Below are 22,335 nucleotides of genomic sequence, written 5' to 3'. Positions count from 1 at the left end.
TTCAGCGTGGCGCAGGCAGGTTTTATCTTAACCCGACACTGGCGGGACACCCCGCAAGGGACAGAAGTCTCCTTCTGGCTGGCGACGGACAACGGGCCGTTGCAGGTTACGCTTGCACCGCAAGAGTCCGTGGCGTTTATTCACGCCGATCAGGTTCCCCGCGCTCAGCATATTTTGCAGGGTGAACAAGGCTTTCGTCTGACACCGCTGGCGTTAAAGGATTTTCACCGCCAGCCGGTGTATGGCCTTTACTGTCGCGCCCATCGCCAATTGATGAATTACGAAAAGCGCCTGCGTGAAGGTGGCGTTACCGTCTACGAGGCCGATGTGCGCCCGCCAGAACGCTATCTGATGGAGCGGTTTATCACCTCACCGGTGTGGGTCGAGGGTGATATGCACAATGGCACTATCGTTAATGCCCGTCTGAAACCGCATCCCGACTATCGTCCGCCGCTCAAGTGGGTTTCTATAGATATTGAAACCACCCGCCACGGTGAGCTGTACTGCATCGGCCTGGAAGGCGGCGGGCAGCGCATCGTTTATATGCTGGGGCCGGAGAATGGCGACGCCTCCTCGCTTGATTTCGAACTGGAATACGTCGCCAGCCGCCCGCTGCTGCTGGAAAAACTCAACGCCTGGTTTGCAAACCACGATCCCGATGTGATCATCGGCTGGAACGTGGTGCAGTTCGATCTGCGAATGCTGCAAAAACATGCCGAGCGTTACCGTCTTCCGCTGCGTCTTGGGCGCGATAATAGCGAGCTGGAGTGGCGCGAGCACGGCTTTAAAAACGGCGTCTTTTTTGCCCAGGCTAAAGGTCGGCTAATTATCGACGGTATCGAGGCGCTGAAATCCGCGTTCTGGAATTTCTCTTCATTCTCGCTGGAAACTGTCGCTCAGGAGCTATTAGGCGAAGGAAAATCTATCGATAACCCGTGGGATCGAATGGACGAAATTGACCGCCGTTTCGCCGAAGATAAACCTGCGCTGGCAACTTATAACCTGAAAGATTGCGAGCTGGTGACGCAGATCTTCCACAAAACTGAAATCATGCCATTTTTACTCGAACGAGCAACGGTGAACGGCCTGCCGGTGGATCGGCACGGCGGTTCGGTGGCAGCGTTTGGTCATCTCTATTTTCCGCGAATGCATCGCGCTGGTTATGTCGCGCCTAATCTCGGCGAAGTGCCGCCGCACGCCAGCCCTGGCGGCTACGTGATGGATTCACGGCCAGGGCTTTATGATTCAGTGCTGGTGCTGGACTATAAAAGCCTGTACCCGTCGATCATCCGCACCTTTCTGATTGATCCCGTCGGGCTGGTTGAAGGCATGGCGCAACCTGATCCAGAGCACAGTACCGAAGGTTTTCTCGATGCCTGGTTCTCACGGGAGAAACATTGCCTGCCGGAGATTGTGACTAACATCTGGCACGGGCGCGATGAAGCCAAACGTCAGGGTAATAAGCCGCTTTCGCAGGCGCTGAAGATCATTATGAATGCCTTTTATGGCGTGCTCGGCACCACCGCCTGCCGCTTCTTCGATCCGCGCCTGGCATCGTCGATCACCATGCGTGGTCATCAGATCATGCGGCAGACCAAAGCATTGATTGAAGCGCAGGGCTACGACGTTATCTACGGAGATACCGACTCGACTTTTGTCTGGCTAAAAGGTGCACATTCGGAAGAAGAGGCGGCGAAAATCGGTCGTGCACTGGTGCAGCACGTTAACGCCTGGTGGGCGGAAACGCTGCAAAAACAACGGCTGACCAGCGCATTAGAACTGGAGTATGAAACTCATTTCTGCCGTTTTCTTATGCCAACCATTCGCGGAGCTGATACCGGCAGTAAAAAGCGCTACGCCGGGCTGATTCAGGAGGGCGACAAGCAGCGGATGGTGTTTAAAGGGCTGGAAACCGTGCGCACCGACTGGACGCCGCTGGCCCAGCAGTTTCAGCAGGAGCTGTACCTGCGTATCTTCCGCAACGAGCCATATCAGGAGTACGTCCGCCAAACCATCGACAAACTGATGGCGGGTGAACTGGATGCGCGGCTGGTTTACCGTAAACGCCTTCGCCGTCCGCTGAGCGAATATCAGCGTAATGTTCCGCCTCATGTACGCGCCGCTCGCCTTGCCGATGAAGAAAATCAAAAGCGCGGTCGCCCCTTGCAATATCAGAATCGCGGCACCATTAAGTACGTATGGACCACCAACGGCCCGGAGCCGCTGGACTACCAACGTTCACCACTGGATTACGAACACTATCTGACCCGCCAGCTACAACCCGTGGCGGAGGGAATACTCCCTTTTATTGAGGATAATTTTGCTACACTTATGACCGGGCAACTTGGGCTATTTTGAGCAAAAAAAAGAGTTCGCCAGATACCATTTTGATGCGTGACGAATGCTTTGCCATCCAGTACCATAGCGCCCTTTCCATTCCTGGACCTGAATAACACCACTACCTCATAAGCACGGTAGCGGGTGGTTATTGCCTGCAATTAAAGATATAGAGCCGAACACATATGCCTTTTACACTTGGTCAACGCTGGATCAGCGATACAGAAAGCGAATTGGGACTTGGAACCGTTGTCGCGGTGGATGCGCGAACTGTCACTTTACTTTTCCCATCTACTGGTGAAAACCGCCTGTACGCACGCAGTGATTCCCCCGTGACCCGCGTGATGTTCAACCCTGGTGATACCATTACCAGCCATGACGGCTGGCAGATGCAAGTCGAAGAAGTAAAAGAAGAAAATGGCTTGCTGACCTATATCGGTACTCGCCTGGATACTGAAGAGTCCGGCGTAGCCCTGCGTGAAGTTTTCCTTGATAGCAAACTGGTGTTCAGCAAACCGCAGGACCGTCTGTTTGCCGGGCAGATTGACCGTATGGACCGCTTTGCGCTGCGTTATCGCGCGCGTAAGTATTCCAGCGAACAGTTCCGTATGCCGTACAGCGGCCTGCGCGGTCAGCGTACCAGCCTGATCCCGCATCAGCTCAACATCGCTCATGATGTTGGTCGCCGCCACGCGCCGCGCGTCCTGCTGGCTGACGAAGTGGGTTTAGGGAAAACCATTGAAGCCGGGATGATCCTGCATCAGCAACTGCTCTCTGGCGCTGCTGAACGTGTGCTGATTATCGTCCCGGAAACCTTACAGCATCAGTGGCTGGTAGAAATGCTGCGCCGTTTCAACCTGCGCTTTGCTCTGTTTGATGATGAGCGTTATGCCGAAGCTCAGCACGATGCTTACAACCCGTTTGACACCGAACAGCTGGTGATTTGCTCGCTGGATTTTGCCCGTCGTAGCAAACAGCGCCTGGAACATCTCTGTGAAGCCGAATGGGACCTGCTGGTGGTCGATGAAGCGCATCACCTGGTGTGGAGCGAAGATGCGCCAAGCCGTGAATATCAGGCCATTGAACAACTGGCAGAGCACGTGCCGGGCGTTCTGCTGCTGACCGCGACCCCGGAACAGCTGGGGATGGAAAGCCACTTCGCCCGTCTGCGTCTGCTGGACCCGAACCGTTTCCACGATTTTGCGCAGTTCGTTGAAGAGCAGAAAAATTATCGTCCGGTTGCGGACGCCGTTGCCATGCTGCTGGCAGGTAACAAACTGAGCAATGACGAACTGAACATGCTCGGCGAGATGATCGGCGAGCAGGATATCGAGCCGCTGTTGCAGGCAGCAAACAGCGACAGCGAAGATGCCCAGAGCGCCCGTCAGGAGCTGGTTTCGATGCTGATGGATTGCCACGGCACCAGCCGCGTGCTGTTCCGTAACACGCGTAACGGTGTGAAAGGATTCCCGAAACGCGAGCTGCACACCATTAAGCTGCCGCTACCGACGCAGTATCAGACGGCTATTAAAGTCTCCGGCATTATGGGCGCACGTAAAAGTGCGGAAGATCGTGCTCGCGATATGCTCTACCCGGAGCGTATTTATCAGGAATTTGAAGGTGATAACGCCACCTGGTGGAACTTCGATCCGCGCGTTGAGTGGCTGATGGGCTACCTGACCAGCCATCGCTCTCAGAAAGTGCTGGTGATCTGCGCCAAAGCTGCCACTGCGCTGCAACTGGAGCAGGTACTGCGCGAACGTGAAGGTATTCGCGCTGCGGTGTTCCACGAAGGTATGTCGATTATCGAACGTGACCGCGCTGCCGCCTGGTTTGCCGAAGAAGACACCGGCGCACAGGTACTGCTGTGCTCAGAAATCGGTTCTGAAGGACGTAACTTTCAGTTCGCCAGCCACATGGTGATGTTTGACCTGCCATTCAACCCGGATCTACTGGAGCAGCGTATTGGTCGTCTGGATCGTATCGGCCAGGCGCACGATATTCAGATCCATGTGCCTTATCTGGAGAAAACCGCTCAGTCGGTGCTGGTGCGCTGGTATCACGAAGGTCTGGATGCATTTGAGCACACCTGCCCGACCGGACGCACTATTTACGATAGCGTATACAACGATCTGATTAACTATCTGGCTTCACCGGATCAAACCGAAGGCTTTGACGATCTGATCAAAAACTGCCGCGAGCAACATGAAGCGCTGAAAGCACAGCTGGAACAGGGTCGTGACCGCCTGCTGGAAATCCACTCCAACGGTGGCGAAAAAGCCCAGGCACTGGCAGAAAGCATTGAAGAGCAGGATGACGATACCAACCTGATCGCCTTCGCCATGAACCTGTTCGATATTATCGGTATCAATCAGGACGATCGCGGCGACAACATGATCGTGCTGACGCCGTCCGATCATATGCTGGTGCCGGACTTCCCTGGCCTGTCGGAAGATGGCATCACCATCACCTTTGATCGTGAAGTGGCGCTGGCGCGTGAAGATGCACAGTTTATTACCTGGGAGCATCCGCTGATCCGCAACGGTCTGGATCTGATCCTTTCTGGCGATACCGGTAGCAGCACGATTTCACTGTTAAAAAACAAAGCGTTGCCGGTAGGTACGCTGTTGGTGGAACTGATTTATGTGGTTGAAGCCCAGGCTCCGAAGCAGTTGCAGCTCAACCGCTTCCTGCCACCGACGCCGGTACGTATGCTGCTGGATAAAAACGGCAACAACCTGGCGGCGCAGGTAGAGTTTGAAACCTTTAACCGCCAGCTTAACGCGGTTAACCGTCACACCGGCAGCAAACTGGTTAACGCCGTGCAGCAGGATGTTCACGCTATCCTTCAACTGGGTGAAGCGCAGATCGAGAAATCTGCCCGTGCATTGATTGATGCAGCGCGTAACGAAGCCGACGAAAAACTGTCTGCCGAGCTGTCTCGTCTGGAAGCTCTGCGTGCAGTGAACCCGAACATTCGTGACGACGAACTGACCGCCATTGAGAGCAACCGTCAGCAGGTAATGGAAAGCCTGGATCAGGCAGGTTGGCGTCTGGATGCCCTGCGTTTGATCGTTGTAACGCATCAGTAACGGAGCCGAAAATGGGGATGGAAAACTACAATCCACCGCAGGAACCCTGGTTGGTTATCCTGTATCAGGATGACCATATTATGGTGGTCAACAAGCCGAGCGGTTTGTTGTCAGTGCCGGGTCGTCTGGAAGAGCACAAAGACAGCGTGATGACGCGCATTCAGCGTGATTATCCGCAGGCAGAATCGGTGCATCGTCTGGATATGGCTACCAGCGGCGTGATTGTAGTGGCGCTGACCAAAGCCGCGGAGCGGGAGTTAAAACGCCAGTTCCGCGAGCGCGAGCCGAAAAAGCAGTATGTGGCCCGCGTCTGGGGGCATCCATCCCCCGCAGAAGGTCTGGTGGATCTGCCGCTGATTTGCGACTGGCCAAACCGCCCGAAACAGAAAGTCTGTTACGAAACGGGTAAACCTGCGCAGACGGAATATGAAGTGGTGGAGTATGCGGCGGATAACACGGCAAGAGTGGTGTTAAAACCGATTACCGGGCGTTCGCATCAATTGCGTGTGCATATGCTGGCGCTGGGGCATCCGATTCTCGGCGATCGTTTTTATGCATCACCAGAAGCGAGAGCGATGGCACCGCGTTTGTTGCTACATGCAGAGATGTTGACGATTACCCATCCGGCGTATGGCAATAGTATGACGTTTAAAGCGCCAGCGGATTTTTAATCGTCACGCTGGCGCAGTTCGGTAGGCGGATAAGGCGTTCACGCCGCATCCGGCAATTGTGCGCCGATTGCCTGATGCGACGCGGGCCGCGTCTTATCAGGCCTACAGTTTAAAACTTATTTAAACCCTTTCTGCTGCTTTATCAGCTCATATGCCTGCTGAATTTCCTGCGCTTTCTGCTTCGCCATCTCCATCATCTCAGGCGGCAAACCTTTCGCCACCAGCTTATCGGGATGGTGTTCACTCATCAGCTTACGGTAGGCACGTTTGATGGTGGTCGCATCATCCGTCGGCTTCACGCCCAGCACATTACAGGCATCTTCCAGCGTCGGGCCACGCTGCGCTTGCTGCCAGTTACCACCGCCAGATTGCTGCTGATAACCGCCGCCAAACTGTGCACCGCCCTGCATCATGCGCAAAAACTGGTCAAACTGGGCGCGGGAGATCCCTAATTCTTCAGCAATGACATACAGCACCGCCCGTTCATTCGGGTGCAGTGAACCATCAGCAAACGCCGCCTGAATCTGGATCTCCAGAAACATACGAATTAAGTCAAAACGACCAAAGCAGACACTGCGAAACTGGCGCATCTTTTCGCGCAGCGGGTAATTATCTGATTTTCCCACCCGGAACGCGTTTTGCGCCGCAGTACGGGAAGCGCCATGAAGGTTCATTCGGTCCATCAACTGGCTGGCGATATGAATATCAGCCTCCGTGACGCGACCTTTGGATTTGGTTAAATGCCCCATCACTTCAAAAGTGGTGGCAAAAAACAGCGCCTGACGCTCACGCTGGTTGGCGAACCACGCCATTTTACGGCTACGGGCTTTATCAAACATATGGCCAATTAACAGGCCTAACACTACGCCCCAAAAGCCGCCGCCCATCAGTAAGGCCACGGCCACGCCAATGATTTTTCCCCAATACTGCATATATTCCCCAAATCGACACACGGATATCAGGGCTATCTCCCACAATATAAAGGTGCTTTTACCGTTTTCCGGCTGCGGTCAATTGTGGGACATCGCCTATAATTTGCATTATCATACCTGTCATTCAATGCCGTGCCTAACACCACTGACGCTATTCGGACAGGATTAACACTAGCGTAGAGATGACGAGTACGTTAGTCTCTGACCGTTTGTCACGCGCAACGTTACCGATGATGGAACAATAAAATCAACGTATGAAAAAACGTATCCCCACTCTCCTGGCCACCATGATTGCCACCGCCCTTTATAGTCAACAGGGACTGGCAGCCGACCTCGCCTCACAGTGCATGTTGGGCGTGCCAAGCTATGACCGTCCTCTGGTACAGGGCGATACCAATGACTTACCCGTGACTATCAATGCTGACCACGCGAAAGGGGACTACCCGGATGACGCCGTGTTTACTGGCAGCGTGGATATCATGCAGGGTAACAGCCGTCTGCAGGCCGACGAAGTGCAGCTCCATCAAAAAGAGGCACTAGGACAACCGGAGCCGGTACGTACCGTTGATGCGCTCGGTAATGTCCATTACGACGATAACCAGGTGATCCTCAAAGGGCCGAAAGGCTGGGCGAATCTGAACACCAAAGATACCAACGTCTGGGAAGGTGATTACCAGATGGTGGGTCGCCAGGGTCGCGGTAAAGCGGACCTGATGAAACAACGTGGCGAAAACCGCTATACCATTCTGGATAACGGTAGCTTTACCTCCTGTCTGCCGGGTTCTGACACCTGGAGCGTGGTAGGTAGCGAAATTATTCATGACCGCGAAGAACAAGTTGCGGAGATCTGGAACGCCCGCTTTAAGGTGGGTCCGGTACCGATCTTTTATAGCCCCTATTTGCAGTTGCCGGTGGGTGACAAACGTCGCTCTGGTTTCTTGATCCCGAACGCCAAGTACACCACCACCAACTACTTTGAGTTCTACCTGCCATATTACTGGAACATCGCGCCAAATATGGATGCCACCATCACGCCGCATTATATGCATCGTCGTGGCAACATCATGTGGGAGAACGAATTCCGCTACCTCTCCCAGGCGGGCGCTGGCTTGATGGAACTGGACTATCTGCCTTCAGATAAAGTCTATGAAGATGAACACCCGAACGATGACAGTTCACGTCGTTGGTTATTCTACTGGAACCACTCCGGGGTCATGGATCAGGTGTGGCGTTTCAACGTCGACTACACCAAGGTCAGCGATCCTAGCTACTTCAATGATTTCGATAACAAGTACGGTTCCAGTACTGACGGCTACGCAACGCAAAAATTCAGCGTTGGCTATGCGGTGCAAAACTTCAATGCCACCGTTTCAACCAAGCAGTTCCAGGTTTTCAGCGAACAGAACACCAGTAGCTACTCGGCAGAGCCGCAGTTAGACGTTAATTACTACCAGAATGATGTTGGTCCGTTTGATACGCGTATTTACGGCCAGGCAGTGCACTTTGTTAACACCAGAGACGACATGCCTGAAGCAACCCGTGTTCACCTGGAACCGACCATCAATTTGCCGCTCTCTAATAACTGGGGCAGCATCAATACCGAAGCGAAGTTTCTGGCAACCCATTATCAGCAAACCAATCTTGACTGGTATAACTCCAGAAACACGACCAAGCTGGACGAATCCGTTAACCGCGTAATGCCGCAATTCAAAGTTGACGGCAAAATGGTCTTTGAACGCGATATGGAAATGCTGGCTCCGGGTTATACCCAAACGCTGGAACCGCGCGCGCAGTATTTGTACGTGCCGTATCGCGATCAGAGCGACATCTATAACTACGACTCGTCTCTGCTGCAATCTGACTACTCTGGCCTGTTCCGGGACCGGACTTACGGCGGTCTTGACCGTATTGCCTCCGCTAACCAGGTGACGACCGGTGTCACATCTCGCATATATGATGATGCTGCCGTTGAACGTTTTAATATTTCCGTTGGTCAAATCTACTATTTCACGGAGTCTCGCACTGGCGATGACAACATAACATGGGAGAATGACGACAAAACGGGCTCACTGGTGTGGGCAGGCGACACCTACTGGCGTATCTCCGAGCGTTGGGGATTGCGTGGCGGGATTCAGTACGATACACGTCTGGATAACGTAGCGACCAGTAACTCCAGCATTGAATACCGTCGGGATGAAGACCGTCTGGTACAGCTGAATTACCATTACGCCAGCCCGGAATATATTCAGGCTACACTGCCTAAGTACTATTCCACTGCTGAGCAATATAAGAATGGTATTTCGCAGGTAGGTGCTGTCGCCAGCAGGCCAATTGCCGATCGTTGGTCCATTGTTGGGGCCTACTACTACGACACCAATGCGAACAAGCAAGCCGACTCTATGTTAGGTGTGCAATACAGCTCCTGCTGCTATGCAATTCGCGTCGGTTACGAGCGGAAGCTGAACGGTTGGGATAACGATAAACAACATGCGGTATATGACAACGCAATCGGCTTTAACATCGAACTTCGCGGCCTGAGCTCCAACTACGGTCTGGGTACGCAAGAGATGCTGCGTTCGAACATTCTGCCGTATCAAAACACTTTGTGATTTGTTGATTTACCACGTAATCCGCAGTGCGGTTAATTGAAATGGAAAAAGTATGAAGAACTGGAAAACGCTGCTTCTCGGTATCGCCATGATCGCGAATACCAGTTTCGCTGCCCCCCAGGTAGTCGATAAAGTCGCAGCCGTCGTCAATAACGGCGTCGTGCTGGAAAGCGACGTTGATGGATTAATGCAGTCGGTAAAACTGAACGCTGCGCAGGCAAGGCAGCAGCTTCCTGATGACGCGACGCTGCGCCACCAAATCATGGAACGTTTGATCATGGATCAAATCATCCTGCAGATGGGGCAGAAAATGGGAGTGAAAATCTCCGATGAGCAGCTGGATCAGGCGATTGCTAACATCGCGAAACAGAACAACATGACGCTGGATCAGATGCGCAGCCGTCTGGCTTACGATGGTCTGAACTACAACACTTATCGTAACCAGATCCGCAAAGAGATGATTATCTCTGAAGTGCGTAACAACGAGGTGCGTCGTCGCATCACCATCCTGCCGCAGGAAGTCGAATCCCTGGCGCAGCAGGTGGGTAACCAAAACGACGCCAGCACTGAGCTGAACCTGAGCCACATCCTGATCCCGCTGCCGGAAAACCCGACCTCTGATCAGGTGAACGAAGCGGAAAGCCAGGCGCGCGCCATTGTCGATCAGGCGCGTAACGGCGCTGATTTCGGTAAGCTGGCGATTGCTCATTCTGCCGACCAGCAGGCGCTGAACGGCGGCCAGATGGGGTGGGGCCGTATTCAGGAGTTGCCGGGGATCTTCGCCCAGGCATTAAGCACCGCGAAGAAAGGCGACATTGTTGGCCCGATTCGTTCCGGCGTTGGCTTCCATATTCTGAAAGTTAACGACCTGCGCGGCGAAAGCAAAAATATCTCGGTGACCGAAGTTCATGCTCGCCATATTCTGCTGAAACCGTCGCCGATCATGACTGACGAACAGGCCCGCGTGAAACTGGAGCAAATTGCTGCTGATATCAAGAGTGGTAAAACGACTTTTGCTGCCGCAGCGAAAGAGTTCTCGCAGGATCCAGGTTCTGCTAACCAGGGCGGTGATCTCGGCTGGGCTACACCAGATATTTTCGATCCAGCCTTCCGTGACGCCCTGACCCGCCTGAACAAAGGTCAAATGAGTGCACCGGTTCACTCTTCATTCGGCTGGCATTTAATCGAACTGCTGGATACCCGTAATGTCGATAAAACCGACGCTGCGCAGAAAGATCGTGCATACCGCATGCTGATGAACCGTAAGTTCTCGGAAGAAGCAGCAAGCTGGATGCAGGAACAACGTGCCAGCGCCTACGTTAAAATCCTGAGCAACTAATGGTTAAAACCCAACGTGTTGTGATCACTCCCGGCGAGCCCGCCGGGATTGGCCCGGACTTAGTTGTCCAGCTTGCACAGCGTGAGTGGCCGGTCGAACTGGTTGTTTGTGCCGATGCCACTCTCCTTACCGACCGGGCAGCGATGCTCGGTTTGCCGCTCACCCTCCGCCCTTATTCCCCCAACTCCCCTGCACAACCGCAAACTACGGGCACATTAACGCTACTTCCTGTCGCGCTACGTGAATCTGTCACTGCGGGGCAGTTAGCGATTGAAAATGGGCATTACGTGGTGGAGACGCTGGCGCGAGCGTGTGATGGCTGTCTGAACGGTGAATTTGCTGCGCTGATCACAGGCCCCGTGCATAAAGGCGTCATTAACGACGCAAGCATTCCGTTTACCGGTCATACCGAGTTTTTCGAAGAGCGTTCGCAGGCGAAAAAAGTGGTGATGATGCTGGCGACCGAAGAACTTCGCGTGGCGCTGGCAACGACGCATTTACCGCTGCGCGATATCGCAGATGCTATCACCCCTGCACTTTTGCACGAAGTGATTGCTATTTTGCATCACGATTTGCGTACAAAATTTGGTATTGCCGAACCGCGCATTCTGGTCTGCGGGCTGAATCCGCACGCGGGCGAAGGCGGTCATATGGGTACGGAAGAGATAGACACCATTATTCCGGTGCTCGACGAGCTGCGGGCGCAGGGGATGAAACTCAACGGGCCGCTGCCTGCCGATACCCTGTTTCAGCCGAAATATCTCGATAACGCCGACGCCGTGCTGGCGATGTACCACGATCAGGGTCTTCCCGTGCTAAAATACCAGGGCTTCGGGCGCGGTGTGAACATTACGCTGGGCCTGCCCTTTATTCGCACATCAGTGGACCACGGCACCGCGCTTGAACTGGCGGGACGTGGCGAAGCCGATGTCGGCAGTTTTATTACGGCGCTTAATCTCGCCATCAAAATGATTGTTAACACCCAATGAATAATCGAGTCCACCAGGGCCACTTAGCCCGTAAACGCTTCGGGCAAAACTTTCTCAACGATCAGTTCGTGATCGACAGCATTGTTTCTGCCATTAACCCGCAAAAGGGCCAAGCAATGGTCGAAATCGGCCCCGGTCTGGCGGCATTGACCGAGCCGGTCGGCGAACGTCTGGACCAGCTGACGGTCATCGAACTTGACCGCGATCTGGCGGCACGTCTGCAAACGCATCCATTCTTAGGCCCGAAACTGACGATTTATCAGCAGGATGCGATGACCTTTAACTTTGGCGAACTGGCCGAGAAAATGGGTCAGCCGCTGCGTGTTTTCGGCAACCTGCCTTATAACATCTCCACGCCGTTGATGTTCCATCTGTTTAGCTATACTGATGCCATTGCCGACATGCACTTTATGTTGCAAAAAGAGGTGGTGAATCGTCTGGTTGCAGGACCGAACAGCAAAGCGTATGGTCGATTAAGCGTCATGGCGCAATACTATTGCAACGTGATCCCGGTACTGGAAGTTCCGCCGTCAGCCTTTACACCACCACCCAAAGTGGATTCCGCCGTCGTGCGCCTGGTCCCTCATGCAACGATGCCTCACCCGGTTAAAGATGTTCGCGTGTTGAGCCGCATCACCACCGAAGCCTTTAACCAGCGTCGTAAAACCATTCGTAACAGCCTCGGCAACCTGTTTAGCGTCGAGGTGTTAACCGGAATGGGGATCGACCCGGCGATGCGAGCGGAAAATATCTCTGTCGCGCAATATTGCCAGATGGCGAACTATCTGGCGGAGAACACGCCTTTGCAGGAGAGTTAACGATGATCAATTCGCCCCGAGTGTGTATTCAGGTTCAAAGCGTCTACATTGAGGCACAATCTTCACCTGATAATGAACGTTACGTTTTTGCTTATACCGTAACCATACGCAATCTGGGGCGAGCGCCAGTGCAGTTGTTGGGGCGTTACTGGCTGATCACCAATGGCAATGGCCGTGAAACCGAAGTCCAGGGCGAAGGAGTGGTTGGCGTCCAGCCACTTATCGCGCCTGGCGAAGAGTACCAGTACACCAGCGGTGCAATCATTGAAACCCCGCTGGGCACCATGCAGGGTCACTACGAAATGATCGATGAAAATGGCGTCCCTTTCAGCATCGATATTCCCGTATTCCGACTCGCCGTTCCCACACTCATTCATTAAAAGAATATGGCGACATACCTTATTGGCGACGTTCATGGTTGTTACGATGAACTGATCGCATTGCTGCATAAAGTAGAATTTACCCCCGGGAAAGATACCCTCTGGCTGACGGGCGATCTGGTCGCGCGCGGCCCGGGTTCGCTGGATGTTCTGCGCTATGTGAAATCCTTAGGCGACAGCGTACGTCTGGTGCTGGGCAATCACGATCTGCATCTGCTGGCGGTATTTGCCGGGATCAGCCGCAATAAACCGAAAGATCGCCTGACACCGCTGCTGGAAGCGCCGGATGCCGACGAGCTGCTTAACTGGCTGCGTCGCCAGCCTCTGCTGCAAATCGACGAAGAGAAAAAGCTGGTGATGGCCCACGCAGGGATTACGCCGCAGTGGGATCTGCAGACCGCCAAAGAGTGCGCGCGCGATGTAGAAGCGGTGCTGTCGAGTGACTCCTATCCCTTCTTTCTTGACGCTATGTACGGCGATATGCCAAATAACTGGTCACCGGAATTGCGGGGGCTGGGAAGACTGCGTTTTATCACCAACGCCTTTACCCGTATGCGTTTTTGCTTCCCGAACGGTCAACTGGATATGTACAGCAAAGAATCGCCGGAAGAAGCCCCTGCCCCACTGAAACCGTGGTTTGCGATTCCTGGCCCTGTCGCTGAAGAATACAGCATCGCCTTTGGTCACTGGGCATCGCTGGAAGGCAAAGGTACGCCGGAAGGTATTTACGCGCTGGATACCGGCTGCTGCTGGGGTGGGTCATTAACCTGCCTGCGCTGGGAAGATAAACAGTATTTTGTCCAGCCGTCGAACCGGCATAAGGATTTGGGCGAAGCGGCGGCGTCTTAAACACAGCCTGATACAGGAAGGCCGGATAAGACGCGACCGGCGTCGCATCCGGCACTAGCCGTAAATTCTATACAAACTTACCGCCGCTCCAGAATCTCAAAGCAATAGCTGTGAGAGTTCTGCGCATCGGCGTCGTGGAATTCGCTGAATACCGATTCCCAGTCATCCGGCTCGTAATCCGGGAAATGGGTGTCGCCTTCCACTTCTGCGTCGATATGCGTCAGATACAGTTTTTGCGCTTTTGGCAGGAACTGCTCATAAACGCGACCGCCGCCAATCACCATGATTTCTGGTACGTAACCACACGCCGCAATGGCTTCATCCACCGATTTCACCCACGTTACGCGATCGTCCGTACCCGGTTGACTGCTGAGGATAATATTTTTGCGTCCTGGCAACGGACGACCGATTGATTCCCAAGTATGGCGGCCCATAATCACGGGTTTATTTAAGGTGTTGCGTTTAAACCAGGCGAGATCGGCAGGCAGGTTCCACGGCATGGCGTTTTCCATGCCGATAACGCGATCTACCGCTAACGCCGCAATCAGACTGATCATTGAGATTTCCCGATAAAAAAATTGTCGCCACTATACGTAAAGCGTAAACCGTCGTCGACTGGTGCGAGGATGATGTTGAGGAAAATTTTATATTCTGCTGACGAGTCCACGCTCTCCCCCTGGACTCGCCGCATTACAATGAAACAAAAACAAACAGTTAGCTGTAAAGTGTGATTTACGTCACTCTTTATTAAGATGAGGGTTTCGTTTCCGGTTCATCCGCCATGTTGCCGGTATGTTTACCTTCTTCTGTTCCCTGCCAGCCATGTCGTTGAATTAATGACAGATGTTCGCGGTCCTCGGTGATGATCTCACTTAACATCGCGCTGGTGCGTTTATAGACCGCCGCGCGGGCTTTGGTGTCATTCTCAACCATTGCCATCTCTTCCACCATCTGAATATTAAAGCGGCGGAACACATCGGCACGTTCTCGCGCTTCATACGGCCCCAGACCTAAACTTTCCAGCGCCAGACGCCCGGTTTTCAGCGCACCTTCAAAGGTTTCACGCTCCGGCTTTTCAACGCCTGCCTGACGCAAACGAATGTAGTGATCGACATCGCGGGCGCGGGCAATAATCTGCAAATGCGGGAAATGTTCTTTCACCATCTCCGTCAGTTGCAGGTTGGTTTGCGGATCGTCAATAGCGTTAATCAGCACTTCCGCTTTCGCCGCTCCGGCAGATTCCAGTAAATCCATCCGCGTGGCATCGCCATAAAACACTTTCATACCAAATTTACGCAGCGTTTCGATATGGTCCGGATCGTGATCGAGCACCACCATTTTCACCCCGCTGGAGAGCAGTAAACGTCCGGTAATCTGTCCAAAACGACCGAATCCGGCGATAATCACGCGCGGCTGTTCTTCATCGATCTCATCGGCTTCACGCGCCTCCTCCGTAGAAGATTGCTCAAGGCGATTGAGGATCACCAGCAGAATCGGCGTTGCTGCCATCGACAGCGCCACCGCCAGGGTCAGCGATTTCGCCCACTCCGGCTCCAGCACATTCGCCATCTGCGCCGCACCAAATACCACAAAGGCAAACTCACTGCCCTGCCCTAACAACACCGCAAACCAGCGACGCTGTTTATTTGGCACCTGCAACGGTCGGGCAATCAGCCACAGCATGGCGATTTTGATGATGAGGAAACCGAGCAGCAAAATGACAATGCGCAATGGGTTTTCAATCAGCGTGCCAAAGTCTATCGACATGCCAACACCGATGAAAAACAGCCCCAACAGCAAACCTTTAAACGGTTCGATATCGCTTTCCAACGCATGACGGTATTCCGAGCTTGCCAGCAGTACGCCCGCCAGAAACGCGCCCATCGCCATCGACAAGCCGACCTCTTCCAGCAGCAAACCAAAGCCAAACACAAGGAATAACGCCACGGCACTAAACACTTCCCGCAAGCCAGAGCGGGCAACAAAACGCAGCGCCGGACGCGTAACATAGCGCCCCAGCAATACCACCAGTACCAGCGCACCCGCCACTTTTAACGCCGAGAGAGCAAATGCGCCCATCGTCGTCGAGGCACTGCTCGCCGCCAGTAGCGGGATCATCGCCACCAGCGGGATTGCCGCGATATCCTGGAACAGCAGCACCGCAAAGGCACTGCGGCCCATTTGCGTCACCATCAGATTGCGTTCATTCATCGCCTGCATGGCAATCGCCGTTGATGAGAGCGCCAGCGTCATACCGATCAATTCCGCGACCTGCCAGCGCAGCCCAAGTAACATACAGAACAGCCCCAGCAGGCCACCGCAAATCACCATCTGCAATGCGCCACCGCCGAACACTGCCGCACGCAGCTTCCACAGCCTTTGTGGATCGAGTTCGAGGCCGATAATAAACAGCATCAGCACCACCCCAATCTCGGCAAAGTGCAGAATAGATTCGGCATCGGTCACCAGTCGCAGCCCCCACGGGCCAATAATGCAGCCGGCGATCAGGTAGCCAAGTACCGATCCCAGACCAAGACGTACCGCAATGGGTACAATCAGCGCCGCCGATCCGAGGTAGATCAGCGCCTGAACCAGCGTATGACTATCCATGATGGGCCTCCTGCCATTCCAGCAGACGTTGCTTATAGTGGCGCGCCTGCCCTTCGAGGGTTTCGTCGTCACAAATAAAGGTGCAGTGCATGGCAAACGGTGGCAGCCAGTTCAGCCCGCAGTAGATTGCCGTCGCCTGTAGCGGCTGCGACAGCACATCAAAGCCCGGATGCGCACCAATTTCAAAATGGCTTTCCCCGCCGCCGGTCGTCACCGCCCACAGCAAATGTTTGCCATGCAGCGCCGTGCCGCCGTGACCGTAAGCCCAGCCGTGCGACAAAACTTTATCGATCCAAAGTTTAAGAAGCGGAGGAATGCTGTACCACTGCATCGGGCGCTGCCAGACGATCAGATCGGCGCGAGAGAGCGCCTCCTGCTCGGCGGCAATATCGATATTGAAGTCAGGATAGAGTTGATAAAGAGAGCGAATTTCGACGCCTTCCAGCGTCCTTGCCTGTTCAAGCATCCGTTTATTCGCATGGGAATGATGCGGATACGGATGCGCATAAATGATGAGGATCATAGTTATTAGCCCGCGTGTTTACGCCTTTGTTTTCCCACAAAGTGTAGTCATATATTCACGCGGCTTATAGTCAATAATATTGATTCAGAAAAGAGAGAAATCTGAACAAATAATCCCATTCTCTGCCCGCGGATCGTCATATTGCTGGTCTGCGCCAGTGACATTCCTCGAGTCTCCGGGGCAAACGCTACGGAAATCAACAAGCCAAACAGCGAGATACCCGCCCCCATTAGCATCGTGTTACTGATACCGTAATTATTGATAAATATCGGCAGTGCCTAGGTCGAAACAATGGTGCCAATACGACTTAAGGACATAATCACGCCCACGGCAGAGGCGCGGATATCCGTCGGGAAGAGTTCATTAGGATAGAGCCACTGCAAATTACCCGGCCCGCCAGAGAAAAAGGCATACACCGCAAAGGCCATCACTACCAGCCAGATCCCCATATCCGGGATTAGCCCCAAAACCGCCAGCGCCAGCGTCATCATGGCAAAGCTGCCAATCAACAATGGACGCCGTCCGGCAGTGTTTAGCCACAGCATCGGCGGAATACAGCCGAGCATAAAGAACAGGCTAATCACCACATTCCCTAGTGCCGCGTTTTTGCCAACCCCCAATCCCAACGAACCAACGATTTGCGGGCCAAAGGTGTAAATGGCGAACATTGGGATCACCTGGCAGGTCCAGATGGCGGCAACAAACAGAACAAAAGGAAAATGGCGGCGATTAAACAGATCGCGAAAACGGGTTTGCTGCGGCTGCTCTTCATCGAAAGCCACCGGTTCGCCAAACAGTTTTATCATCATCTCTTCGCACTCTTTTACTCGCCCTTTGCGTAATAACCAGCGGGGAGATTCTGGCAGTTCGAATCGACCAATCAAAATCAACAAACAAGGGATCGCCGCGCTACCCAGCATCCAGCGCCAACCACCTTCCACATCATAAAGCCAGTAGCCGACCAGATCGGCGCAGGTCGCGCCGACATACCACATCGCGGCAATAAAGCTGATGGAAAACGCCCGCTGACGGGTACTGGAGAACTCGGTGATCATCGAAGTGGCGATGGGATAATCTGCACCGATGACAATGCCGATGAGTACCCGCATCACCAACAGTTCGACGGGGGATGAAACACACATCGTCGCCACCGATATCACGCCGATGGCGATGATATCAATGAGGAACATTTTGCGCCGTCCGACTTTATCGGAGATATAGCCAAACAGCGATGTGCCAACGAACAGCCCGGCGAGCGTTCCCGCGCCCAGCAAGCTAATCCAGTCAGCGTCCAGTTTCAGCGCCGGAGTCAGTTGCTCCAGCGCCACGCCAATCATTACCAGTACATAACCATCCAGAAACGGACCACCGCTTCCCCACAGCAAAATGCGGCGGTGAATAGAGGAGAATTTGAGATCGTCAAAGTTTCTGGACGGTTGCATGGGTTATTCCTGTTTTTTTGCAATGAGAGTCAGTACGGCGTTACGTATCAAACCAACATCAGCCGTAACGGAACTCCACACCAAAGGTGCCGCGCGGGTATTCCCACTGTTCCAGCGCCGACCCCAGCCCCAGAATGCGACAGGTGCCGCACTCCAGACATCCGGCGTAATCGAAGCGCACACTGCCGTCATCCTGCTTCTTGTACAGACCTGCGGGGCACGCTTTCACCAGCAGCTCCAGCACCTGTTTATCAGCATCGGCCTTCACAACAATGTGCGGATGCTCTTCATCGACATTGAATTTATTGACGCCCAGTTTGACGTCCACATTGACGGGAGAAGTCATAAAACGGTCACTCCTTTCATGCCATCCTTGATCAGATTGATGAAGCCCACTTTCTTGCCGTGGCGGAGGATTTTCTTGCGCATCAGTTCCGGCGCACTGCCGTCAATGGTGAACAGGTCACGCGCCACGCCCACCGCCAGTTCCGAGTAGCCGCTAAACATGCGTGGGTTATCAAGGAACGCCGGTAGTTTCTGGTACATGCGCATATCGCGCAGCGGGCCACTCTCCAGATGCTGACGATATTCCGCGAGTTTTTGCTTACTGAAATCGTCGCTTTTCATCGCTGAAAGCACGGTTTTTGCTGCAGCTTCCCCGGCGGCAATCGCCAGATCCATACCGCGAATGGTAAAACCGAGGTTCATACACATTCCGGCGGCATCACCGGCAATCAATACGCCGTCACCGACCAGCTCCGGCAGCATGTTGATGCCTGCTTCCGGCACTACGTGAGCGGAATATTCCACCAGCTTGCCGCCCGCGATCAGCGGTGCAACGGCCGGATGCTGTTTGAAATCTTCCAGCATTTGCGGCACCGATTTTTTCGCGTCATGCAGATGATGCAGACCACAAACCAGCCCCAGCGACAGGGTATTTTCATTGGTATAAAGGAAGCCGCCGCCCATCAGGCCATCGGTGGGTGATCCCGCAAACAGACAAGCCGCGCCCTGATTACCCTGCAACTGAAAACGGTCTTCGATTACCGACTTCGGTAACTCGATCAGTTCCTTCACGCCAACCGCCACATCCGTCGGTTTAACGCGTTTTGCCATCCCCAACTTTTCGGCAAGGATGGAGTTCACCCCATCAGCAAGGAGCACCGTTTTCGCTTCAATCACATCGCCATCGGCTTCTACACCGACGACTTTGCCATCGCGCTGTACGAGGTTATCGACGCGGATCCCGGTAATTAACTGCGCGCCCGCTTCTTCGGCCTGCTCCATCAACCAGGCATCAAATTTACTGCGCAAAACGGAGTAAGAACGCTGGGATGGCGAGGTTTCGTCACCGTTGCAGTAGTCCATAGTCATCGCTGACTTTTCCGTCATAAACGCGAGTTTTTCATGGGTGATCAGGCGTTCTACGGGGGCGGAATCGGCGAACCCTGGAATAATGTGTTCCAGACTGTGGGCATAGAGACGCCCGCCAGTAACGTTCTTGGCACCTGCGGAATTGCCACGCTCGATAACTAACACTTGCGCCCCTTCGCGGGCGAGCACCAGTGCGGCAACCGAACCGGCAAGCCCTGCACCGACGATGATGGCGTCAAAGATATCTTCGGACATAAGAGCTCCCTGTCAGCGGCAGAGCCGTAATGCAGCCCTGCCAGAGTGGATCAACGCGCTAAAGCTGCGGTCAGTGCCGGAAGGATCTTCACGGCATCGCCAACAATGCCGTAATCCGCGTACTGGAAGATCGGCGCATTTTTATCTTTATTGATGGCGAAAATGGTTTGCGACGCGTTAGCGCCAACCATGTGCTGGATCTGCCCGGAGATCCCCACCGCCAGGTACAGTTCAGGTTTCAGCATCAGGTTGGAGATACCGACATAGCGTTCGTGCTCCATCCATTTTTCGTTTTCTGCCACCGGACGAGAACAGGCCAACTCCGCACCTATCGCCTTGCAAAGCTGTTCTGCCAGCGCAATGTTCTCTTTGCTGCCAATGCCGCGACCGACGCTGACCACCAGACGGGCTTTGTCGAGATCGACGCTGTTGCTCTGGCGCGCCTGGGTTGCCGTGCGGGTAATCGCCACAGCCGGAGCCTGCCACTCCACGGTGTGCGTTTCGCCGGTGCGTGACGCGTCTGGCTGAGCCGCATCGAACGTGCCGCTGCTGATGGTCAGTACCGCATACGGCGTGGCAATGCGTTCTTCGCCAATCGCCAGACCGCCGTAAACCATGTGTTTCACTGTTGCTTTACCGTCCTGTACGCTGACGGTGCTGGCATCGTTAGACACCGCCGCTTTAAGGCGATAACCCAGTTTTGCCGCCAGTAATTTGCCGCGACGGGTGTTTGGCAACAGCACCAGACCGTCAGCGCCGTGCTGGCGAATAGTGTCAGCCATGACACCGGCGTAATCTTCGATCATCCGATCGTCCGGTTTGCCGTTTAATTTCCAGACATGATTAGCGCCGAGCTGGATTGCCTGTGCGCCGTCGGCATCATTGAGGACAAAGGCATTGATTTGATTAGCTAAAGCCTGCGCACCGTTCATCAGTTCCGGCAGACGAGAGGGGGTATCGCTGAATACCCAGACTTGAGAAAACGTGTTCATAGCATCCCCTGTAATTAAATGACTTTGCGAAGATTTTCAGCAAATGCGGCGATCTGTTCTTCGCCGTCGCCTTCAATCACGATGCGCTGACGCTCGCGCTGTTTCGGCGCGGCAACCTGTTGTTCAGACCAAGCGTCCACGGCGTTAAAACCAATATCCGCCGCCGACCATACCTGGACTGGCTTTTTCGCCGCGCCGAGAATGGCTTTCATCGAAGGAATTTGTGGGGAGTTGATATCAGTGGAAACAGCAACAACCGCAGGCAGCGGAATGCTTAAGGTTTCGGTTTCATCTTCCAGTTCGCGCTCAACGGTGAGGGTATCTGCCGTCAGGGAGATAATTTTGCTGACACCGTTAACTGCCGGAATATTGAGGATTTCGCCCACCAGCAGACCAACCTGCTGGGCATAAAGGTCGGAAGAACCATCGCCACAGAGGATCAGATCAAAGCCTGCTTTCTGGGCGGCTGCAGCCAGTGCGCTCGCCGTTTGTTGCGGCAGTGCCTGCTCGAACTGGTCATCAATCACCACAATCAGTTCATCCGGGCCGCGCGATAGCACATCTTTACGCCCTTTGGCGTTGGTCAGGGCTTTACCGCCCACACTTAAGGCTGTCACCTGCGCCTCTGCTGCCTGTTGCTTTAGCTGGCAAGCCGCTTCAATAGCGTTGAGATCGTATTGGCTTATTTTGGCATCGGCTTTGCTGAAGTCTAATGAACCATCAGCATTATTGACCGCAATATCCTGTTCATCAGGCACGCACTTATAGCAAGTAATAATCTTCATTGCATCTCCAGAAATCATGAAGGAAACGTCGTTCATATCGGTGGTGTTAATTACAGATATCACGCCCTTTAATTTGGAAATAAAACTTTAATCACCAATATTGAAAATGTCACACGCAGATAAATCCAACTTTCAATATTGTTAAGTTCCTCACCAATATTGAAAACATGGCGTAGCAAAAAGAAATTTTCAATATTGTTTTATAGATCACCAATATTGAAAGTCAGATGCTATTTTTTACCCACAAAAGAACATAACAAACTGATTAATAACCAAAATTAACGAAAAACATCCTCTATTCACTCGAAACAAAAATGTGACACCAATCACAGAATACA

At 53.6% G+C, this 22,335-nt stretch carries 17 protein-coding genes and 1 pseudogene; 9 read left to right on the top strand and 9 right to left on the bottom strand.

What is annotated here, in order from left to right; genetic code table 11:
- Positions 1-6 precede the first annotated feature (6 nt).
- The 3 genes from polB to rluA all read left to right on the top strand — a co-directional run bounded on the left by polB (position 7) and on the right by rluA (position 6,100).
- Positions 7-2,358 carry a DNA polymerase II gene (polB, locus tag ACUU1M_RS05870; RefSeq protein ID WP_000035615.1) on the top strand — a complete coding sequence of 784 codons (2,352 nt, stop codon included), beginning with the start codon at positions 7-9 and terminating at the stop codon, positions 2,356-2,358.
- A 164-nt stretch (positions 2,359-2,522) separates the two neighbouring features.
- Positions 2,523-5,429, top strand: coding sequence for an RNA polymerase-associated protein RapA (gene rapA / locus ACUU1M_RS05865; RefSeq protein WP_001116996.1), 2,907 nt, complete (start codon positions 2,523-2,525; stop codon positions 5,427-5,429).
- A gap of 11 nt (positions 5,430-5,440) precedes the next feature.
- Entirely contained in the window at positions 5,441-6,100 is a 660-nt protein-coding gene (gene rluA / locus ACUU1M_RS05860) for a bifunctional tRNA pseudouridine(32) synthase/23S rRNA pseudouridine(746) synthase RluA (protein WP_000525176.1), read from the top strand.
- Positions 6,101-6,216: 116 nt separating this feature from the next.
- Here the strand turns inward: rluA and djlA are convergent, their stop codons facing one another.
- A complete protein-coding gene (djlA, locus tag ACUU1M_RS05855) occupies positions 6,217-7,032 on the bottom strand; it encodes a co-chaperone DjlA (protein WP_001200573.1) in 816 nt (271 codons plus the stop codon).
- Positions 7,033-7,286: 254 nt separating this feature from the next.
- On the opposite strand from djlA, the gene lptD reads away from it, so the two are divergent.
- Genes lptD through apaH form a run of 6 tightly spaced genes read left to right on the top strand, consistent with a single transcriptional unit; the run spans position 7,287 to position 14,016 of the window.
- Entirely contained in the window at positions 7,287-9,641 is a 2,355-nt protein-coding gene (gene lptD, locus ACUU1M_RS05850) for an LPS assembly protein LptD (RefSeq protein WP_000746138.1), read from the top strand.
- Between the two features lie 52 nt (positions 9,642-9,693).
- Positions 9,694-10,980: a peptidylprolyl isomerase SurA gene (gene surA, locus ACUU1M_RS05845; RefSeq protein WP_000800457.1), complete on the top strand. Its 1,287-nt coding sequence runs from the start codon at positions 9,694-9,696 to the stop codon at positions 10,978-10,980.
- Positions 10,980-11,969, top strand: a complete 990-nt coding sequence (gene pdxA, locus ACUU1M_RS05840) for a 4-hydroxythreonine-4-phosphate dehydrogenase PdxA (protein ID WP_000241261.1) — start codon at positions 10,980-10,982, stop codon at positions 11,967-11,969. The genes surA and pdxA overlap by 1 nt, the downstream gene beginning before the upstream one ends.
- Positions 11,966-12,787, top strand: coding sequence for a 16S rRNA (adenine(1518)-N(6)/adenine(1519)-N(6))-dimethyltransferase RsmA (rsmA, locus tag ACUU1M_RS05835; protein ID WP_001065383.1), 822 nt, complete (start codon positions 11,966-11,968; stop codon positions 12,785-12,787). Before pdxA ends, rsmA begins: the two co-directional genes overlap by 4 nt.
- A 2-nt stretch (positions 12,788-12,789) precedes the next feature.
- Positions 12,790-13,167 carry a Co2+/Mg2+ efflux protein ApaG gene (apaG, locus tag ACUU1M_RS05830; protein ID WP_000610901.1) on the top strand — a complete coding sequence of 126 codons (378 nt, stop codon included), beginning with the start codon at positions 12,790-12,792 and terminating at the stop codon, positions 13,165-13,167.
- Positions 13,168-13,173: 6 nt separating this feature from the next.
- Positions 13,174-14,016, top strand: a complete 843-nt coding sequence (apaH, locus tag ACUU1M_RS05825; RefSeq protein ID WP_000257186.1) for a bis(5'-nucleosyl)-tetraphosphatase (symmetrical) ApaH — start codon at positions 13,174-13,176, stop codon at positions 14,014-14,016.
- Between the two features lie 77 nt (positions 14,017-14,093).
- Here the strand turns inward: apaH and folA are convergent, their stop codons facing one another.
- The 8 genes and pseudogenes from folA to ACUU1M_RS05785 form a co-directional block, all read right to left on the bottom strand.
- Positions 14,094-14,573 carry a type 3 dihydrofolate reductase gene (gene folA, locus ACUU1M_RS05820; protein WP_000624376.1) on the bottom strand — a complete coding sequence of 160 codons (480 nt, stop codon included), beginning with the start codon at positions 14,571-14,573 and terminating at the stop codon, positions 14,094-14,096.
- 190 nt (positions 14,574-14,763) lie between these two features.
- Complete coding sequence (gene kefC / locus ACUU1M_RS05815; RefSeq protein ID WP_000377186.1) at positions 14,764-16,626, bottom strand: glutathione-regulated potassium-efflux system protein KefC; 1,863 nt, start codon at positions 16,624-16,626, stop codon at positions 14,764-14,766.
- Positions 16,619-17,149 carry a glutathione-regulated potassium-efflux system oxidoreductase KefF gene (kefF, locus tag ACUU1M_RS05810; RefSeq protein WP_000600741.1) on the bottom strand — a complete coding sequence of 177 codons (531 nt, stop codon included), beginning with the start codon at positions 17,147-17,149 and terminating at the stop codon, positions 16,619-16,621. Before kefF ends, kefC begins: the two co-directional genes overlap by 8 nt.
- Positions 17,150-17,196: 47 nt before the next feature.
- A pseudogene (locus ACUU1M_RS05805) lies at positions 17,197-18,591 on the bottom strand (MFS transporter).
- Between the two features lie 58 nt (positions 18,592-18,649).
- Positions 18,650-18,937 carry a ferredoxin-like protein FixX gene (gene fixX, locus ACUU1M_RS05800; protein ID WP_000203747.1) on the bottom strand — a complete coding sequence of 96 codons (288 nt, stop codon included), beginning with the start codon at positions 18,935-18,937 and terminating at the stop codon, positions 18,650-18,652.
- Entirely contained in the window at positions 18,934-20,220 is a 1,287-nt protein-coding gene (locus tag ACUU1M_RS05795; RefSeq protein ID WP_001287729.1) for an FAD-dependent oxidoreductase, read from the bottom strand. The genes fixX and ACUU1M_RS05795 overlap by 4 nt, the downstream gene beginning before the upstream one ends.
- 50 nt (positions 20,221-20,270) lie before the next feature.
- Positions 20,271-21,212, bottom strand: a complete 942-nt coding sequence (locus ACUU1M_RS05790; RefSeq protein ID WP_001091480.1) for an electron transfer flavoprotein subunit alpha/FixB family protein — start codon at positions 21,210-21,212, stop codon at positions 20,271-20,273.
- Positions 21,213-21,226: 14 nt separating this feature from the next.
- Positions 21,227-21,997: an electron transfer flavoprotein FixA gene (locus ACUU1M_RS05785; RefSeq protein WP_000692206.1), complete on the bottom strand. Its 771-nt coding sequence runs from the start codon at positions 21,995-21,997 to the stop codon at positions 21,227-21,229.
- Between the last annotated feature and the right edge of the window lie 338 nt (positions 21,998-22,335).

This window comes from Shigella sp. SIG6, from assembly GCF_053555815.1.
The sequence above is the reverse complement of the archived record's forward strand: the minus strand, read 5'-3'. Positions and strand labels throughout refer to the sequence as shown.

Coding starts and splice junctions, on each gene's coding strand:
- kefC (WP_000377186.1), bottom strand. CDS start 16,626: ATGGATAGTCATACGCTGGTTCAGGCGCTGATCTACCTCGGATCGGCG.
- fixX (WP_000203747.1), bottom strand. CDS start 18,937: ATGACTTCTCCCGTCAATGTGGACGTCAAACTGGGCGTCAATAAATTC.
- pdxA (WP_000241261.1), top strand. CDS start 10,980: ATGGTTAAAACCCAACGTGTTGTGATCACTCCCGGCGAGCCCGCCGGG.
- kefF (WP_000600741.1), bottom strand. CDS start 17,149: ATGATCCTCATCATTTATGCGCATCCGTATCCGCATCATTCCCATGCG.
- ACUU1M_RS05795 (WP_001287729.1), bottom strand. CDS start 20,220: ATGTCCGAAGATATCTTTGACGCCATCATCGTCGGTGCAGGGCTTGCC.
- rsmA (WP_001065383.1), top strand. CDS start 11,966: ATGAATAATCGAGTCCACCAGGGCCACTTAGCCCGTAAACGCTTCGGG.
- folA (WP_000624376.1), bottom strand. CDS start 14,573: ATGATCAGTCTGATTGCGGCGTTAGCGGTAGATCGCGTTATCGGCATG.
- apaG (WP_000610901.1), top strand. CDS start 12,790: ATGATCAATTCGCCCCGAGTGTGTATTCAGGTTCAAAGCGTCTACATT.
- ACUU1M_RS05785 (WP_000692206.1), bottom strand. CDS start 21,997: ATGAAGATTATTACTTGCTATAAGTGCGTGCCTGATGAACAGGATATT.
- surA (WP_000800457.1), top strand. CDS start 9,694: ATGAAGAACTGGAAAACGCTGCTTCTCGGTATCGCCATGATCGCGAAT.
- djlA (WP_001200573.1), bottom strand. CDS start 7,032: ATGCAGTATTGGGGAAAAATCATTGGCGTGGCCGTGGCCTTACTGATG.
- apaH (WP_000257186.1), top strand. CDS start 13,174: ATGGCGACATACCTTATTGGCGACGTTCATGGTTGTTACGATGAACTG.
- lptD (WP_000746138.1), top strand. CDS start 7,287: ATGAAAAAACGTATCCCCACTCTCCTGGCCACCATGATTGCCACCGCC.
- ACUU1M_RS05790 (WP_001091480.1), bottom strand. CDS start 21,212: ATGAACACGTTTTCTCAAGTCTGGGTATTCAGCGATACCCCCTCTCGT.
- rapA (WP_001116996.1), top strand. CDS start 2,523: ATGCCTTTTACACTTGGTCAACGCTGGATCAGCGATACAGAAAGCGAA.
- rluA (WP_000525176.1), top strand. CDS start 5,441: ATGGGGATGGAAAACTACAATCCACCGCAGGAACCCTGGTTGGTTATC.